This is a genomic window from Bartonella sp. CL63NXGY (assembly GCF_042194905.1).
In the GTDB taxonomy this organism is placed as follows: Bacteria; Pseudomonadota; Alphaproteobacteria; order Rhizobiales; family Rhizobiaceae; genus Bartonella.
In genome coordinates this window covers 109,208-123,875 of record NZ_JBHINK010000005.1, presented here as the reverse complement: position 1 = coordinate 123,875, position 14,668 = coordinate 109,208, and the positions used below count along the sequence as shown (strand labels likewise).

Annotated in this window: 17 protein-coding genes; 16 read left to right on the top strand and 1 reads right to left on the bottom strand. The window is 37.5% G+C overall.

Going from position 1 to position 14,668, the window contains the following annotated elements; all coding sequences use genetic code 11:
• The 16 genes from ACFIK0_RS04425 to ACFIK0_RS04350 form a co-directional block, all read left to right on the top strand.
• The coding region (locus tag ACFIK0_RS04425) for a YadA-like family protein (RefSeq protein WP_375663569.1) at nucleotides 1-360 on the top strand (360 nt) is incomplete at its 5' end.
• The gene (locus ACFIK0_RS04420) at nucleotides 357-962 is read left to right on the top strand and encodes an invasion associated locus B family protein (RefSeq protein ID WP_273790643.1); all 606 of its coding nucleotides are present in this window, start codon (nucleotides 357-359) and stop codon (nucleotides 960-962) included. The genes ACFIK0_RS04425 and ACFIK0_RS04420, both read left to right, overlap by 4 nt.
• Nucleotides 963-1,863: 901 nt before the next feature.
• Complete coding sequence (locus tag ACFIK0_RS04415) at nucleotides 1,864-3,174, top strand: Ppx/GppA phosphatase family protein (protein ID WP_273790642.1); 1,311 nt, start codon at nucleotides 1,864-1,866, stop codon at nucleotides 3,172-3,174.
• A gap of 29 nt (nucleotides 3,175-3,203) precedes the next feature.
• Entirely contained in the window at nucleotides 3,204-3,932 is a 729-nt protein-coding gene (locus tag ACFIK0_RS04410; RefSeq protein ID WP_375629986.1) for an RlmE family RNA methyltransferase, read from the top strand.
• Between the two features lie 168 nt (nucleotides 3,933-4,100).
• The gene (gene obgE, locus ACFIK0_RS04405; protein ID WP_375659959.1) at nucleotides 4,101-5,126 is read left to right on the top strand and encodes a GTPase ObgE; all 1,026 of its coding nucleotides are present in this window, start codon (nucleotides 4,101-4,103) and stop codon (nucleotides 5,124-5,126) included.
• A 1-nt stretch (nucleotide 5,127) separates the two neighbouring features.
• Entirely contained in the window at nucleotides 5,128-6,267 is a 1,140-nt protein-coding gene (gene proB, locus ACFIK0_RS04400) for a glutamate 5-kinase (RefSeq protein ID WP_375663568.1), read from the top strand.
• Between the two features lie 45 nt (nucleotides 6,268-6,312).
• Nucleotides 6,313-7,569, top strand: coding sequence for a glutamate-5-semialdehyde dehydrogenase (locus ACFIK0_RS04395; protein WP_375631101.1), 1,257 nt, complete (start codon nucleotides 6,313-6,315; stop codon nucleotides 7,567-7,569).
• A 29-nt stretch (nucleotides 7,570-7,598) separates the two neighbouring features.
• Nucleotides 7,599-8,192 (top strand): nicotinate-nucleotide adenylyltransferase, encoded by a 594-nt coding sequence (locus tag ACFIK0_RS04390; RefSeq protein ID WP_375663567.1) that lies wholly within the window; start codon nucleotides 7,599-7,601, stop codon nucleotides 8,190-8,192.
• A gap of 111 nt (nucleotides 8,193-8,303) precedes the next feature.
• Entirely contained in the window at nucleotides 8,304-8,690 is a 387-nt protein-coding gene (gene rsfS, locus ACFIK0_RS04385; protein WP_273790636.1) for a ribosome silencing factor, read from the top strand.
• Between the two features lies 1 nt (nucleotide 8,691).
• Entirely contained in the window at nucleotides 8,692-9,174 is a 483-nt protein-coding gene (gene rlmH, locus ACFIK0_RS04380; RefSeq protein WP_273790635.1) for a 23S rRNA (pseudouridine(1915)-N(3))-methyltransferase RlmH, read from the top strand.
• Nucleotides 9,175-9,307: 133 nt separating this feature from the next.
• The gene (locus ACFIK0_RS04375) at nucleotides 9,308-10,552 is read left to right on the top strand and encodes a murein hydrolase activator EnvC family protein (protein WP_375663571.1); all 1,245 of its coding nucleotides are present in this window, start codon (nucleotides 9,308-9,310) and stop codon (nucleotides 10,550-10,552) included.
• Entirely contained in the window at nucleotides 10,542-11,852 is a 1,311-nt protein-coding gene (locus ACFIK0_RS04370) for a S41 family peptidase (protein WP_273790634.1), read from the top strand. Before ACFIK0_RS04375 ends, ACFIK0_RS04370 begins: the two co-directional genes overlap by 11 nt.
• A gap of 39 nt (nucleotides 11,853-11,891) precedes the next feature.
• Complete coding sequence (locus tag ACFIK0_RS04365; RefSeq protein ID WP_375663566.1) at nucleotides 11,892-12,413, top strand: RNA pyrophosphohydrolase; 522 nt, start codon at nucleotides 11,892-11,894, stop codon at nucleotides 12,411-12,413.
• A 99-nt stretch (nucleotides 12,414-12,512) separates the two neighbouring features.
• Complete coding sequence (locus ACFIK0_RS04360; RefSeq protein ID WP_375663565.1) at nucleotides 12,513-13,073, top strand: invasion associated locus B family protein; 561 nt, start codon at nucleotides 12,513-12,515, stop codon at nucleotides 13,071-13,073.
• 327 nt (nucleotides 13,074-13,400) lie between these two features.
• Nucleotides 13,401-13,694, top strand: a complete 294-nt coding sequence (locus ACFIK0_RS04355; protein ID WP_273790631.1) for a YggT family protein — start codon at nucleotides 13,401-13,403, stop codon at nucleotides 13,692-13,694.
• A 22-nt stretch (nucleotides 13,695-13,716) separates the two neighbouring features.
• The gene (locus ACFIK0_RS04350; protein ID WP_273790630.1) at nucleotides 13,717-14,031 is read left to right on the top strand and encodes a DUF167 domain-containing protein; all 315 of its coding nucleotides are present in this window, start codon (nucleotides 13,717-13,719) and stop codon (nucleotides 14,029-14,031) included.
• Between the two features lie 53 nt (nucleotides 14,032-14,084).
• Here ACFIK0_RS04350 and ppa read toward each other — a convergent pair whose 3' ends face one another.
• Nucleotides 14,085-14,615, bottom strand: a complete 531-nt coding sequence (gene ppa / locus ACFIK0_RS04345; RefSeq protein ID WP_273790629.1) for an inorganic diphosphatase — start codon at nucleotides 14,613-14,615, stop codon at nucleotides 14,085-14,087.
• Nucleotides 14,616-14,668 lie beyond the last annotated feature (53 nt).

The window sequence follows — 14,668 nt, the reverse complement described above, 5'->3', positions numbered from 1 at the left end:
CTTGAAGATGCCAATAAGTATACGGATGAGAAAGTTAGTGGTCTTGTCAATGATGCTGTTAACGAGTCTAAATCCTATACGGATATGAAATTTGAGACGTTGAATTATGCTATTCAGGATGTTCGGAAAGAAGCAAGACAAGCTGCTGCTATTGGTCTAGCGGTGTCCAACTTACGTTACTATGATATACCAGGATCTTTAAGTGTTTCATTTGGGAGTGGTTTATGGCGCAGTCAATCTGCACTTGCTCTTGGTGCTGGTTATACATCTGAAGATGGAAATATTCGCTCGAATGTATCTGTGACAAGTGCTGGAGGTCATTGGGGAATAGGCGCTGGAATTACTCTGAGGTTGAGATGATAATAGAAAAAATGGCTGTTATTGTAAAAACGAGAAGTATGTTAGTAAAGGTTCTGCTGTTTGCTCTTGCCTTAATAGGCAAGAGCGAAAGCTTTGCCAACGAGAATAATAATATTTATACAGTGCATCCACCGCACTTATCGATACCTAAGGGAGAACCTGGCGAAACACGTCGAATTATTATGCAATTTTATGATTGGACTTTGATTTGTGACGAAAAACAAAAGCTTAAACATAAGCAAGGTATATGTAATGTGACACAGACGGTTCATGATCAAGAAGGAAATACCATTTTTAGTTGGTCTCTTGTTTCTACGACAAGTGGTCAAGCAGTGATGCTTTTTCGAACATTGCCAAATTCTGATATAAATGTTCCGATTCAAATGTTTGTAAAAGATGTTAAAAAACCTGTTCTTATTAATTATACGCAATGTAATGAAACGGTTTGTTTGGCACAATCACCTGTAGGGCCGGTTTTGACTAAACAAATAGAGCAGAACAATAAGGTACGTATTTCCTATAAAACTAAAGAAGGTAAGGTATTTTCTTTTACTGTACCATTTAAAGGGTTAAATGCGGCACTTAATTCTTTCCGTCCTTAGAATCCATCGAGTATTTTTAACAAGAGTCATTTTTCCATAAATTGTTGTATTATATTTTTGAGTGTAAATTATAAGGTCAATAAGTAAGAAGTTTTATATAATATGATATCAAGGTGATTTATTGGAAAGAGTGAGAGTTTTATGAATATAAAGTCACAGTAAGTTCTTTATATAATGGAAAATCAAGTTAGTGTTTTCCATAATGCTTAAAGAGTGATTTCGTTAGTTATTAAAAGTAAAAAAGATTAGAAATACTCGATTTCTTCCTTACAATAATGAGTAGACTAAATTCTTTTTTTAAGCTTCAAATGGATTTTTAATGCGGTCTGATTAAGCATTAATATTTTTCAGATAAATTTTATAATTCTAGAGTTTTTTTGAACGATAGTTTTTATTGGTATTCACGAAATAACAGCTATTGTAATTGCATTTTGTAGTACTACGGAACTTTTATTCCAGCATAATCAAAGCCATTTCATTGCATATAACAAACGAGGTTTGTGTGTGGATAAAGAAAAAAAATTTTTTTCTTATAAACCGTACTAATGTATAGGTTGTTGTAACCTTAAAAGTCAGCAAATAGTATGATAGTGGAGGTTTTACAATAGAGGTGTGCTCCGTGTAAATGGTATAAAGAAAAGAGCATAATTTATAAAAATTGATGTGAACGTAAACGATTAATTTATAGTTTTAAGTTCATAAAGAGATGAATGATTTCACGGAAACAACCGAAAGATTATACAAAAATCTGAATGATGTTAGTGTAGAAAATTTTAATGATAGAAAAAGAAAGAATGATTTCTTGTATATATCATTTGATGCTGCATTATTGCTTTATTTAGGAATGAGCAGAAGGGTTTTCGCGTTTATTTATTGGGGGAACGCTCAAGGGATAAGGGACATGACCCCGTTAAATTATGGTTCAAAAGAGTTAAAGCGAGGAGAAATATACGATACCAAAGCAGATCAGTTGTATGATCAGTGCAGTAGTAATACAAATAATCTTTCTGCATTGTCACGAACAGAGGCATACTCTGTCCTTGTTGATATAAAGAGACAACAGAGAAAAAAACATTATGAACAGAAACAGGTTTTTGTTCAATCTGAGGCAGCTTTTGAGTTTCATAATCAGATAATGATAGGTGCTCAAAAAACAAAAAAACTCAAAGCACCTTTTCTTCGACGGTTCCATTCAGTAAAATCTCCACCTCTTTATGCGGCACTTGATCTCGGAACAAATAATTGTCGTCTTCTTATCGCATCTCCCAGTAAACCTGGATATTTTCGTGTTGTTGATGCTTTTTCTCGTATTGTACGATTGGGAGAAGGTTTAATAAATAACGGTTTTCTTAATACACAAGCTATGGATCGTGCGATTGAGGCATTAAAGATTTGTCATTTAAAGCTAAAACAAAGGCATATTAAGCGTTATCGCTTGATTGCAACGGAAGCTTGTCGTTCTGCAGAAAATGGTAGACATTTTATTCAGCGTGTTTTGGAGGAGACAGGTCTTGAATTGGAAATTGTTGATCGGCGAACAGAAGCGCGTTTTGCTGTTACAGGGTGTAGTACACTTGTTGAACCAAATACTGACGCAATTGTGCTTTTTGATATTGGAGGAGGGTCATCAGAAATTGTGCTACTTGATGTTTCTCAAAAGCGTTCTTTTCGTTTAGCTAGACAAATTATCGCTTGGACTTCTCTTCCTGTTGGTGTTGTTACGCTTGCTGAACGTTTTGGAGGGAATGATATTAGCTTAGACGATTTTGAAAAAATGAAAAGCTATGTGCGAGGGTTATTAAATAATTTTTCAGATCGTCATAAATTAGGAGAGTTAGCACAAGGTTCGAAGTTTCATCTTTTGGGAACCTCCGGTACAGTTACGACTTTAGCAGGAATGTATCTTAATTTAGAGCGTTATGATAGGAAAAAAGTGGATGGCATTTGGATGAAGGATGCAGACATTACACTTATGACACAACGTCTATTATCATGGGATATAGAAAAACGTGTCATAAGTCCTTTTATTGGGCGCGAGAGAGCAGATTTAGTTTTAGCTGGTTGTGCAATTTTAGATGTTATTCGGGAAGTTTGGCCAAGTCAGCGTTTAAGAGTTGCTGATCGTGGATTAAGGGAAGGAATTTTGATAGAGCTAATGTTACGCGATGGGGTATGGTGTCGTCGTAGAAAGAGCAGAGATTTCAAGCGTTAGAGAATTAAATATGGAGACAATGAATAACGATGAAAAAAACAACAAAAACACCGAGAGGTGGCTATGGAGGTTCAGGGTCACATGAATTATATCAGCGCGTAAAAAAGAAAGCAGGAACCATTAAAGCTTCATCACGACGATGGTTAGAGAGGCATCTGAATGATCCTTATGTCCATCAATCAAAAGTAGATGGGTATCGTTCGCGTGCGGCTTATAAACTCATTGAAATTAATGAGCGCTATAGGTTTTTGAAAAAAGGTCAAAAGGTTATTGATCTAGGAGCAGCACCTGGGGGCTGGTGTCAGGTGGTTGAGCGTATAGTAGGGTCAAGTGATGAGGATCCTAGCGTTGTTGGTATTGATTATTTACATGTTGATCCATTACCTAGAGTTGCCATGTTGGAAATGGATTTTTTGCATACAGATGCACCGCAGAAATTAATTGAAACTTTAGGGACAAAACCGGATGTGGTTCTTTCTGATATGGCAGCGCCAACAACAGGTCATCGTCAGACGGATCATTTAAGAACGATTTATTTATGTGAAGTTGCGGCTGATTTTGCTCTTTCGGTTCTTAAGCCTGGGGGACATTTTTTAGCAAAGGCTTTTCAAGGAGGAGCAGAAAACACTCTTCTTACGATACTAAAACAGCATTTTAAAAAAGTCTATCATGTTAAACCACCCGCAAGCCGATCAGAATCAGTAGAGCTTTATCTTCTAGCACTTGAATTTAAGGGAAAAACAAAAATACAAGAATAGCGCCTTCTTTTAAGAAGACTTTACTTAACCTATTTAGATGTGATGATTTTTTTCTCAAAGAGTTATCGGCGATAGTGACAGTTTTTCTGTTATCAATGATGAAAAACTGGTAAAACTAATGTATTGCCTATAGAGATAAAGAGATTGATTCCTCAGTGAGTGTTTCCAATGAAATTTCTTGATCAAGCTAAAGTTTATATTCGTTCTGGTAATGGAGGTTCTGGAGCAGTATCATTTCGTCGTGAAAAATTCATAGAATTTGGGGGACCTGATGGAGGGAATGGAGGACGGGGTGGTGATGTTTGGGCTCTTGTTGTTGATGGGCTTAACACGCTGATTGATTATCGCTACCAACAGCATTTTAAAGCAAAAACAGGGGGGCATGGCAAGGGGCGTAATATGACGGGTGAGAAGGGTAATGATGTCATCCTTAAAGTTCCGGTTGGGACGCAAATTTTTGAAGAAGATAATACAACGTTAATCTGTGATTTAACGGAAGTGGGACAGCGCTATCGCCTTGCAAAAGGAGGGAATGGCGGTTTTGGCAATCTTCACTTTACAACATCGACAAATCGGGCACCGCGTCGTGCAAATCCAGGTTTGGCTGGAGAAGAGCGTGCAATATGGCTTCGTTTGAAGTTAATTGCTGATGCGGGGCTTGTTGGTTTACCAAATGCTGGAAAATCAACTTTTTTAGCTTCTACAACGGCTGCAAAACCAAAAGTTGCAGATTATCCTTTTACCACTCTACATCCTCATCTTGGTGTTGTACGTATTGATGGTCGTGAATTTGTTTTGGCTGATATTCCAGGATTAATTGAAGGAGCGCATGAAGGTGTGGGAATTGGAGATCGTTTTTTAGGACATGTGGAACGTTGTCGCGTACTGCTTCATCTAATTTCTTCTCAAGAAGAAGATGTAGCAAAAGCATATCAAATTGTGCGTCATGAACTTGAGGCATATGGAAATAATCTAAGTGATAAAACTGAAATTGTTGCTTTAAGCCAGATAGATACTCTGACAATTGAAGAGCGTGAAGCTAAACGGGAAGCTTTGCAAAGAGCAGCGGATCAACCAGTTATGATGTTTTCTGCGGTTAGCCGCGAAGGTTTAGAAAATGTGCTGCGTGCTGGTGCACATATTATTGAAATGTCACGCAAAGAGGAGATCAGTGGGGATAGCAAGGTTGATTGAGATGGCTGTTGGATCGCAAAAACTTACACACTATAAACGTATTGTGGTCAAGATTGGATCTGCCCTTTTGGTTGATCCTCAGGCAGGTTTACGGGTTGAATGGCTTAAAAGCTTGATCAATGATGTTGTTGAATTACACAAAGGAGGCGTAGAGATATTATTGGTGTCTTCAGGTGCTATTGCTTTAGGAAGGACATTGCTACAGCTTCCTAAGGGGGCTTTGAAATTGGAAGAAAGCCAGGCATGTGCTGCTTTGGGGCAAATTGAGTTAGCAAAAACCTATGGTGATGCGCTTGCTCAACATGGGCTCAAAACAGGCCAAATTTTGCTCACTTTATTTGATACGGAGGAGCGAAGGCGTTATCTCAATGCACGTGCAACGATTGAGACGCTTTTATATTTGGGAGCTGTGCCTGTTATTAATGAGAATGATACTGTTGCAACAACTGAAATTCGTTATGGTGATAATGATCGTTTAGCTGCACGTGTGGCAACAATGGTGAGGGCAGATCTTTTAATACTTTTATCCGATATTGATGGTCTTTATACAAAGTCTCCCCATAGTGATCCTACGGCTGAATTTATACCTTTTGTTGCATCCATTACGCATGATATCGAAAAAATGGCAGATGTTGCTGCTTCAGAGTTTTCACGGGGAGGAATGAAGACTAAGCTTGAAGCCGGAAAAATAGCTAATGCTGCTGGAACGGCGATGATTATCACCTCAGGCAAGCGTATGAATCCTCTTGCTGCAATTGACAAAGGTGAACGCAAGAGTTTTTTTGCGGCAAGTAAGAAATCTGTCAATGCTTGGAAAACATGGATTTCTGGTCATTTAGATCCATCTGGTGTTTTGACGATTGATCAAGGAGCCATTAGGGCTCTTGAATCAGGAAAATCATTATTAGCTGCAGGGGTTATTGGCGTTGAGGGAAATTTCCAGCGTGGGGATACGGTTGCAATTGTTGGTACAGATGGAGTTGAGATTGCGCGTGGACTTGTAAGCTATGACAAAGATGAGGCTGTACGCATTATAGGACATAAAAGTGAAGAAATCGAAGCTATTCTTGGGTATGAGGCGCGCTCTGCTATGGTGCATCGTAATGATATGATTATACGTTGCTTGACCAATACTGTTTAAAAAAGTTACTTTTGTTTTTATTGTTTTGGCAGAGTGGATGTTACGATGACTTTAGAAGAACAAATGAAAGATATGGGACAAAAAGCACGCTATGCCGCTGCAGCGTTAGCTGTTGCTTCTTCTGAGCAAAAGAACAATGCATTAGAAATGATCGCTTTAAGTCTAGAGGCTCAGTCAGATGAAATTTTACGGGCGAATTGTCAAGATTTAGAGAATGCTGCTCAGAATAATTTGAAAGCTGCAATGATTGATCGGCTAAAATTAGATGATTTGCGTTTACGTGCAATGATAGACAGTGTTCGCCAAGTTGCTCGTTTATCTGATCCTGTTGGACAAGTGATGGATGAATGGACGCGTCCAAATGGGCTTCATATAAGTCGTGTACGAACACCTCTTGGTGTGATTGGCATTATTTATGAAAGTCGTCCCAATGTTACAGTTGATGCGAGTTCTTTGTGCTTAAAAGCAGGTAATGCTGCGATTTTGCGCGGTGGTTCGGATAGCTTTCATTCTTCTCATGCTCTTCATTTAGCTTTGGTACAAGGTTTAGAGCGCTCTGGTTTACCCAAAGATGCTATCCAAATGGTTGGAACGACAGATCGTGCTGCCGTTGGGGAAATGCTCAAAGGATTGGATGGAGCGATTGATGTGATCGTACCACGTGGTGGAAAGAGCCTTGTTGCTCGTGTTCAGTCTGATGCACGTGTTCCAATTTTTGCTCATTTGGAGGGACTTTGTCATATTTATATTGATAAATCGGCAGATTTAGATATGGCACGCAATATTGTTTTAAATGCAAAGCTGCGGCGAACAGGGATATGCGGTGCTGTTGAGACAGTTCTCATTGACGGCCAAGCATTAAAAAAATTTCTTCCTGTTTTAACTGCTTTACAGGAAAAGGGGTGTGAAATTCGTGCCACAGAAGATATTGTTTTTCTTATGCCAGATGTCAAATTAGCTTCTGAAGAAGATTGGTCGCATGAATATCTTGATGCTATTCTTTCTGTTAAAACGGTTGAGGGTGTTGAGGGAGCCATTTCTCATATCAAGCGTTATTCATCAGGACATACGGAATCGATTATTGCTGAGGATTTGGAAGTGGTGAAGAATTTTTTTAATCATTTAGATTCAGCTATTTTATTACACAATGCATCTACACAATTTGCTGATGGAGGTGAATTTGGTTTTGGAATGGAAATTGGTATCGCAACAGGAAAAATGCATGCACGTGGTCCCATAGGTGTTGGACAGCTAACATCATTTCAATATCACGTTAAAGGAAATGGTCAGGTTAGAGCTTGAGAACACCATTTTTTCCATGGAAAAATTGTATGCCACATGTTGAAAGATCTAATGTTGTGGGTCTTTTTGGTGGTTCCTTTAATCCACCGCATGCGGGGCATCTTCTTGTTGCAAAAATTGCCATTCGGCGTTTGCATCTTGATCAGTTATGGTGGATGATCACTCCAGGAAATCCTTTAAAGGATTGTACACAGTTGCCCTCTTTAGAGGAGAGAATGCAATTAAGTTTTAAACTTATTGACCATCCAAAAATTCGCTTAACAGGTTTTGAACAGGCTATAGGGAGCAAAGTATCAGTAGATACGATTTTTCATATTCTTACCCATTACAGTGGCGTAAATTTTGTATGGATTATGGGGGCAGATAGTTTTGCGACGATACATCAATGGTATCGATGGCATGATATCGTCTCTATGCTTCCTATTGCGATTATTGATCGTCCTTTAGGCAATCGGTCAGCACTTTCTTCTCCTATGGCACATATTTATCGCCGTTTTCGTTTGGATGAGAGAAAAAGTAAGCGATTACCTTTTATCAAGCCACCAGTTTGGACTTATTTGCATGGACCTTTATCTTTTCAATCTTCAACAAACCTTCGTTTGAAGAAGAATGATTTTTCTTGAACATTTCATAAGATTCTGCTTCTCTTTAGAGAAGTCTCTTTTTTAGATTCCACAACGATAAGAAAGGATATTGATCTGAAAAACGTTGCACACAAACACTCTTACGATATTATGCCTTCAAAAGAAAAAAAAGTTTTTTCTGTTAGTGAGAGTCTTGAAGTTATTCTCAAGAGTTTAGAAGATACAAAAGCAGAAGATATTGTTGCTATTGATATTCGAGGGAAGTCATCTTTGGCTGATTATATGGTCATAGCTTCAGCAAATTCGCAGCGTCATGTATCGTCTGTTGCTGATCATTTATTACATACTTGGAAAGATAGTGGGCAGGGGCTTGCGCGTGTAGAAGGGCTTGCTGGAGGTGACTGGGTATTGATTGATACAGGTGATATTATCACTCATCTTTTTCGTCCAGAAATTCGTCTTTTTTATAATTTAGAAAAAATATGGATGACACCGGATTTAAACGATACGGCTTTGCTTCTCTTCGGAGATCATTAAAATGCAAATTTCTATTTTTGCGGTTGGTCGTATGAAAAGTGGGGCGGAGCAAAAATTAGTTCAGCATTATTTGGATCGTTTTTCTAAAATTTCTGGAGATGTAGGCTTTCATTTAAAAAAGTTACAAGAGATACCAGAAAGTCGTGCTCAAACAGTTTGTCAACGTATGGAGGAAGAGGGGAGAAAACTTATTGAATTTTTACCTGAAAAATGTCGGTTAATTGTGTTAGATGAGCGTGGAGAATCGATTTCGTCAATTTCTTTTTCTGAAAAATTGAGGTGTTATCGTGATGAGGGCATTCGAGATGTCGTCATTGCTTTGGGAGGACCTGATGGGCATAATGAACAAATAAAGAAGCGTGCTGATTTCCTTTTATCTTTTGGTTTGATGACGTGGCCACATCAAATTGCACGTATTCTTCTTACAGAACAACTTTACCGCGCTGTAACAATTGAAAATAATCATCCGTATCATCGTTTTTAATATTTTTGTGCAATTTTTAGCACTTATTTATATGTTTATTAATATTGTTTTAGCTGACACCATTTAAAGCATCTCTAATGTATACGATGAGGTGTCATGGTTTTTGCAAATGAAAAAGCTTCTTCATAGAAAGATGCTATATTTATATGAGGAGTGCGTCATATTTGTCATTCTGCTCTTGAGTATGTTTTTTTGCTTTTCTGTATCGCACGCGGAAGATACAATGAGGAGTACGGAAGTACATAAAGAATTAGGAGAAATTCGCCAAAATATTTCACTTTCGCGTGAGCGTGTTGCTTTTCTTATGCATCAAGTTGAGCATTTAAAAAAAGATCAACGTGTTTTGAGTGATGCACTCATAAAGGCGGCTAAAGAAGAACGTATAGTAGCAGATGATATTGCTAAAAGGGAAGAAAAGCTTAAAAAAATGATAGAAAAGCGGGTACAAGTCTATCAAAGTTTAAAAAATCGTCGTGCTGAATTTGCGGAAGTTCTTGCAATTTTGGAGCGTATGGGATTGAATCCGCCTCCTGCTCTTATGATACAGCCAGAGGACGCGTTGGCTTCTATACGTAGTTCTGTTTTATTAGGTACTGTTATTCCTCAGATGCAAGAGAAAACACGAGATTTAACAGAAAAACTCAAGGAGTTGACCAATTTGAGTAATTCCATTACTACGGAATATAAGGCATTAAAGACAAAGCTGCAAAATCAAGCAGAGCAGCGAAAACGTCTAGAGCTTTTATTAGACCAAAAAAACAAACTACAAAAAAAATCAGAAACAGAACTTACAGAACAGCAACAAAAAAATATTGCTCTTGCTAAAAAAGCGCAGTCTTTGGAAGAATTGATTTTGGAGCTCGATCGTCAGTCAAAACTTAGCTCTGATGCATCAGTACAGGTACGGAAAAGTTTGCAATTGTTAGAACAGTCCAATTTTGAAAGCCGAAAAGGTTCTTTACTTTTTCCTGTTTCAGGAAAAAGAATACATCACTCTAACAAAAGTTCGCAGATTACGCGCTTTGGTGAAACGATAGAAACAGAGTCAGGAGCTGTTGTTATATCACCTGTGGATGCTTTTGTTGCTTTTGCTGGGCCATTTCGTTCTTACGGACATTTAATCATTCTCAACGTTGGAAATGGTTATCATATCATTCTTACTGGAATGTCGAGAATTAATGTAAAACAGGGGCAGTTTGTTCTTTCAGGTGAGCCTCTGGGTATAATGGAGATGCAATTTATTTCAAACAGTGTTGCATTGGATATAGGAAAAACTTCTCCAATGCTTTACATTGAGTTTAGAAAGCAGGGAAAACCTGTAAATCCAACTCCTTGGTGGCAGACTGAAAAAATAAGAAGGAGCCAAAATGATTCGTAAAGTTATTCTTTTGGTCGCTGGGGTATTGCTCGGCGCCTGTTCAATGATTATGGTGCAGTCTGTTGCTGCGAATAATGAAGATAATGCATATAAAAAGCTAGCTATATTTGGCGATGTTTTTGAGCGTGTGCGTATGCAATATGTTACAGTTCCAGATGATAAAAAGCTTATTGAAAATGCTATCAATGGCATGCTCACATCACTGGACCCTCATTCATCTTATTTGAATGCTGAAGAAGCTAAGGATATGCGGGATTCTACGAAAGGAGAGTTCGGAGGTCTTGGTATTGAGGTCACTATGGAAAAAAACTTAATTAAAGTTGTTTCACCAATGGATGATACTCCCGCTTCAAAAGCAGGTATTCTAGCAGGAGACCTTATTTCAAAAATTGATGATGTACAAACGAATGGTCAAACATTGAATGAAGCTGTTAATAAGATGCGAGGTGCTCCTGGAACACCAATTACCTTAACAATTATTCGTTCTGGTGTTGATAAGCCATTTGAAGTGAAGATTGTTCGTGATATTATCAAAGTAAAAGCGGTGAAATATCGGGTTGAGGGTGATATTGGATATTTAAGAGTTATCCAGTTTTCTGAGCAGACATTGAATAATCTTCTGGCGGCAATTAAAGATATCCAATCTAAAATTCCTGAAGATAAGCTAAAAGGTTACGTCCTTGATTTGCGGCTTAATCCGGGTGGGCTTTTAGATCAAGCTGTTAATGTTTCGAGTGCTTTTCTCAATAAAGGTGAAATTGTGTCGACTCGTGGGCGCAAAAAGAGTGATGTGACAAGATTTGATGCGAAGCCAGGTGATGTCATCAATGGAAAACCGCTCATTGTCCTTATTAATGGTGGTTCGGCAAGTGCTTCTGAAATTGTTGCGGGTGCATTACAAGATCATCGTCGTGCAACAATTTTAGGGACGCAGTCTTTTGGTAAAGGATCTGTTCAAACAATTATTCCTTTGGGTGAAAATGGGGCTTTACGCTTAACAACAGCACTTTATTACACGCCATCTGGCACTTCTATTCAAGGAACAGGGATCACGCCTGATATTATTGTAGAGCAACCACTCCCTGAAAAATATAAGGGTTATGATGTAAAAGTTGGTGAGTCTGCATTAAAAGGACACATCAAAGGAAAACGAGAGAGTAATAAAGGATCTGGTTCAGCTGCTTTTGTTCCCAAAGACCCTAAAGATGATATCCAGTTGAATGAGGCTTATAAATTGTTACGAGGTGAAATGGCAAATGCAGCATTTCCACCAGATCCCAATAAGGATGTGTTGAAGTGAGAATTGATATCTATAGCTTGCGATTTTGAGGAATATTAAATGGATGCAGGTATTAATTTGAAAATTCTTCCATATCGCAAATGTGTTGGGATTGTTATCTTTAATCATGACGGTAAAGTGTGGGTTGGGCGTCGTTTAATGATGCCCATTCATGCAGATATTGAAATATCTCATCGTTGGCAGCTTCCTCAAGGAGGGATTGATGAAGATGAAAAACCATTAGATGCAGCATATCGTGAACTTTATGAAGAAACGGGTATTCGATCTGTGAAGTTGATTAAAGAAGCACAAAATTGGTTCCATTATGATTTTCCACAAGAACTTATTGGGTGCACATTAACAAATAAATATCGTGGGCAAATACAAAAATGGTTTGCTTTCCAGTTTACAGGAAAGCTTTCTGAAATTGCGATTAATCCGCCACCAGATGGCAATAAAGCGGAATTCGATCAATGGAAATGGATTGATCTAGAAACCCTTCCGTTGATTGCTGTTTCTTTTAAAAGGCACGTTTATACGAAAGTTGTCAGCGAATTTCGAGGTAGCCTTAGACCATTATAAAAGCTATATGATTACGAGAAAGCTTTTTTTATTAAGATGCTTTATATTATAATAAATAATAAACATGTTTCTCTTTTATGTAAAGAACAGGAATATAAAATGAAAAAGTTATTTAATTTACTTATAGTTTTTACTCTCTTGAGTATTTCATCTGTTGCATTTGCAACAAGTTCAAAACCTCCTGCATCAAAAGATGCGGCAGCGACATTGCCAAATGGAGCTTCTTCTTTGACTGAAACCTACGGTTTGTGGACTATTAGCTGTGGTATACAAGAAGGGAAAAGAATTTGTTTTATGCACCGTCAAGAAGTGAATGAGCAGGGGCGTGTTGTTGTGGCTATGGGCCTTACTCTCGATGCTGAGGGTGTTGTATCTGGTAATTTAACAGTTCCTTTTAACATTTTGGTTTCTAAGCCTGTTCGTTTACAAGTTGATGAGGGAAAAGCTGTTATCGAAACCGGTATCCGGACTTGTGTACCAGCAGGTTGTGTGGTTCCTGTCGTTTTTGACAAAAATCACGTAGCAGCTTTACGTTCTGGAAAACAGTTAAAGTTGGCGATGACAATTGCTGCTGCAGGTGAACCAGCTTTGAATGATTTATTTATTCAGCTAGATGGTTTTAGCAGTGCTCTTAATCGTTTGACTGCTTTGCAGAAATAATTTTAAAACTAAAAGCGGCCTTTAAAAGGCCGTTTTTAGTTTGTTTGTTTTTTATATATTAATAATTAAGACGATGAGATTTAAGATTAATCCTATAAGGGATATTCAGATTTTTTGCCGTTTCTTCTATTGTATGTTCTATTTTTAATTTTGATATTTGTTTTCTAACTGCATCGTCATTAAATAGAGAGATGAAGAATTTAGATATCTGGTTTTTATTCAAGAAAAAAGAGTATTGAAATATAAAACCATTTTTTGATACACAGACCTGCTTTAATGAAGGTTTTCTATACGCTCTTCTGTTTCCTTGATTGAAAGGGATGACGCATGATTTATGCATTGCTTCGAACGATTGATTTGATTTTTGAGATTTATATTGATATTTTAATCGCTAGTGTCATTTTTTCTTGGCTTTATGTCTTTAATATCATAAATTCACGCAATCGCTTTGTTGTTTTGATAGGAAGCTTTCTAGATCGTCTTACAAATCCCGTTCTAAGCCGTATCCGGAAAATTTTACCAAATTTGGGAACGATTGATATTTCACCTATTGTAGTGTTCATTATTATATATTTTATTCGTACTTTTATGTGGCGCGTTTACGCAAACATGTATGTATAGAAATATTACTTGAGGCGAATACATGTTTTATCAAGTTGATAAAAATAACTTGATTTTGTTTGTATATCTCATTCCAAAATCGTCCGTTGACAAAATAATAGGGATTGAATGTAGGGATGGTGAGAAACAATATCTGGTTATACGCCTTCGTGCTGTTCCTGAAGATGGAAAAGCGAATAAAGCTCTCATTAAATTTCTTGCCAAGCAATGGAGAATACCATCTTCTTCTATTTCTCTGAAAAACGGTGCAATATCTCGCTACAAACAACTTTACTTTTCAACACATTTAGAAGAGCTAAAGCAGATATGGCAATCCTTTAGAGATTGCATCTCGTAGAAAAAATAAAGAATAAAGCCTATTTTTAAATAGGCTTTATTTTATTAAAATCGTTATATTTTTTTATTGCGCTCAACAGCTTGCTTAATTAATTCATGCGCAAAGTTTTTATCACGCCATCCTTCAATTTTAGCCCATTTTCCAGGTTCCAGATCTTTGTAATGCTTGAAGAAATGTTCAATTTGTTTGAGTGTAATCTCGGGTAGATCTGTATAGTCATGAATATTGATATAGCGTTTTGTTAATTTTGTAGTGGGAATGGCAATAATTTTTTCATCTTTACCACCATCATCTTCCATCATTAGAGCTCCGATGGGGCGAACATTGATAACACAACCAGGCATAAGTGGACGGGTATTACAGATAAGGACATCAATAGGATCACCATCATCTGAAAGCGTATGAGGGACAAAACCGTAATTTCCAGGATAAACCATTGATGTATGAAGAAAACGGTCAACAAATAATGCACCAGACTTTTTATCCATCTCATATTTTATTGGTTGCCCACCAAGGGAGACTTCCACAATAACGTTAATATCTTCTGGTGGATTTTTGCCTACGGGTATTTCCTTAATATTCATAGAGACATCCTTTCTGGAATATAGTGAGGCTCAATACAATTAAATATTTTATA

Excerpts from the sequence above, each read along its gene's own strand:
- rsfS (WP_273790636.1), top strand. The coding sequence starts at position 8,304 with ATGCCTTCAAAAGAAAAAAAAGTTTTTTCTGTTAGTGAGAGTCTTGAA.
- ppa (WP_273790629.1), bottom strand. The coding sequence starts at position 14,615 with ATGAATATTAAGGAAATACCCGTAGGCAAAAATCCACCAGAAGATATT.
- obgE (WP_375659959.1), top strand. The coding sequence starts at position 4,101 with ATGAAATTTCTTGATCAAGCTAAAGTTTATATTCGTTCTGGTAATGGA.
- ACFIK0_RS04375 (WP_375663571.1), top strand. The coding sequence starts at position 9,308 with ATGCTATATTTATATGAGGAGTGCGTCATATTTGTCATTCTGCTCTTG.
- rlmH (WP_273790635.1), top strand. The coding sequence starts at position 8,692 with ATGCAAATTTCTATTTTTGCGGTTGGTCGTATGAAAAGTGGGGCGGAG.
- ACFIK0_RS04415 (WP_273790642.1), top strand. The coding sequence starts at position 1,864 with ATGACCCCGTTAAATTATGGTTCAAAAGAGTTAAAGCGAGGAGAAATA.
- ACFIK0_RS04420 (WP_273790643.1), top strand. The coding sequence starts at position 357 with ATGATAATAGAAAAAATGGCTGTTATTGTAAAAACGAGAAGTATGTTA.
- ACFIK0_RS04370 (WP_273790634.1), top strand. The coding sequence starts at position 10,542 with ATGATTCGTAAAGTTATTCTTTTGGTCGCTGGGGTATTGCTCGGCGCC.
- proB (WP_375663568.1), top strand. The coding sequence starts at position 5,128 with ATGGCTGTTGGATCGCAAAAACTTACACACTATAAACGTATTGTGGTC.
- ACFIK0_RS04350 (WP_273790630.1), top strand. The coding sequence starts at position 13,717 with ATGTTTTATCAAGTTGATAAAAATAACTTGATTTTGTTTGTATATCTC.
- ACFIK0_RS04395 (WP_375631101.1), top strand. The coding sequence starts at position 6,313 with ATGACTTTAGAAGAACAAATGAAAGATATGGGACAAAAAGCACGCTAT.
- ACFIK0_RS04410 (WP_375629986.1), top strand. The coding sequence starts at position 3,204 with ATGAAAAAAACAACAAAAACACCGAGAGGTGGCTATGGAGGTTCAGGG.
- ACFIK0_RS04360 (WP_375663565.1), top strand. The coding sequence starts at position 12,513 with ATGAAAAAGTTATTTAATTTACTTATAGTTTTTACTCTCTTGAGTATT.
- ACFIK0_RS04355 (WP_273790631.1), top strand. The coding sequence starts at position 13,401 with ATGATTTATGCATTGCTTCGAACGATTGATTTGATTTTTGAGATTTAT.
- ACFIK0_RS04390 (WP_375663567.1), top strand. The coding sequence starts at position 7,599 with ATGCCACATGTTGAAAGATCTAATGTTGTGGGTCTTTTTGGTGGTTCC.
- ACFIK0_RS04365 (WP_375663566.1), top strand. The coding sequence starts at position 11,892 with ATGGATGCAGGTATTAATTTGAAAATTCTTCCATATCGCAAATGTGTT.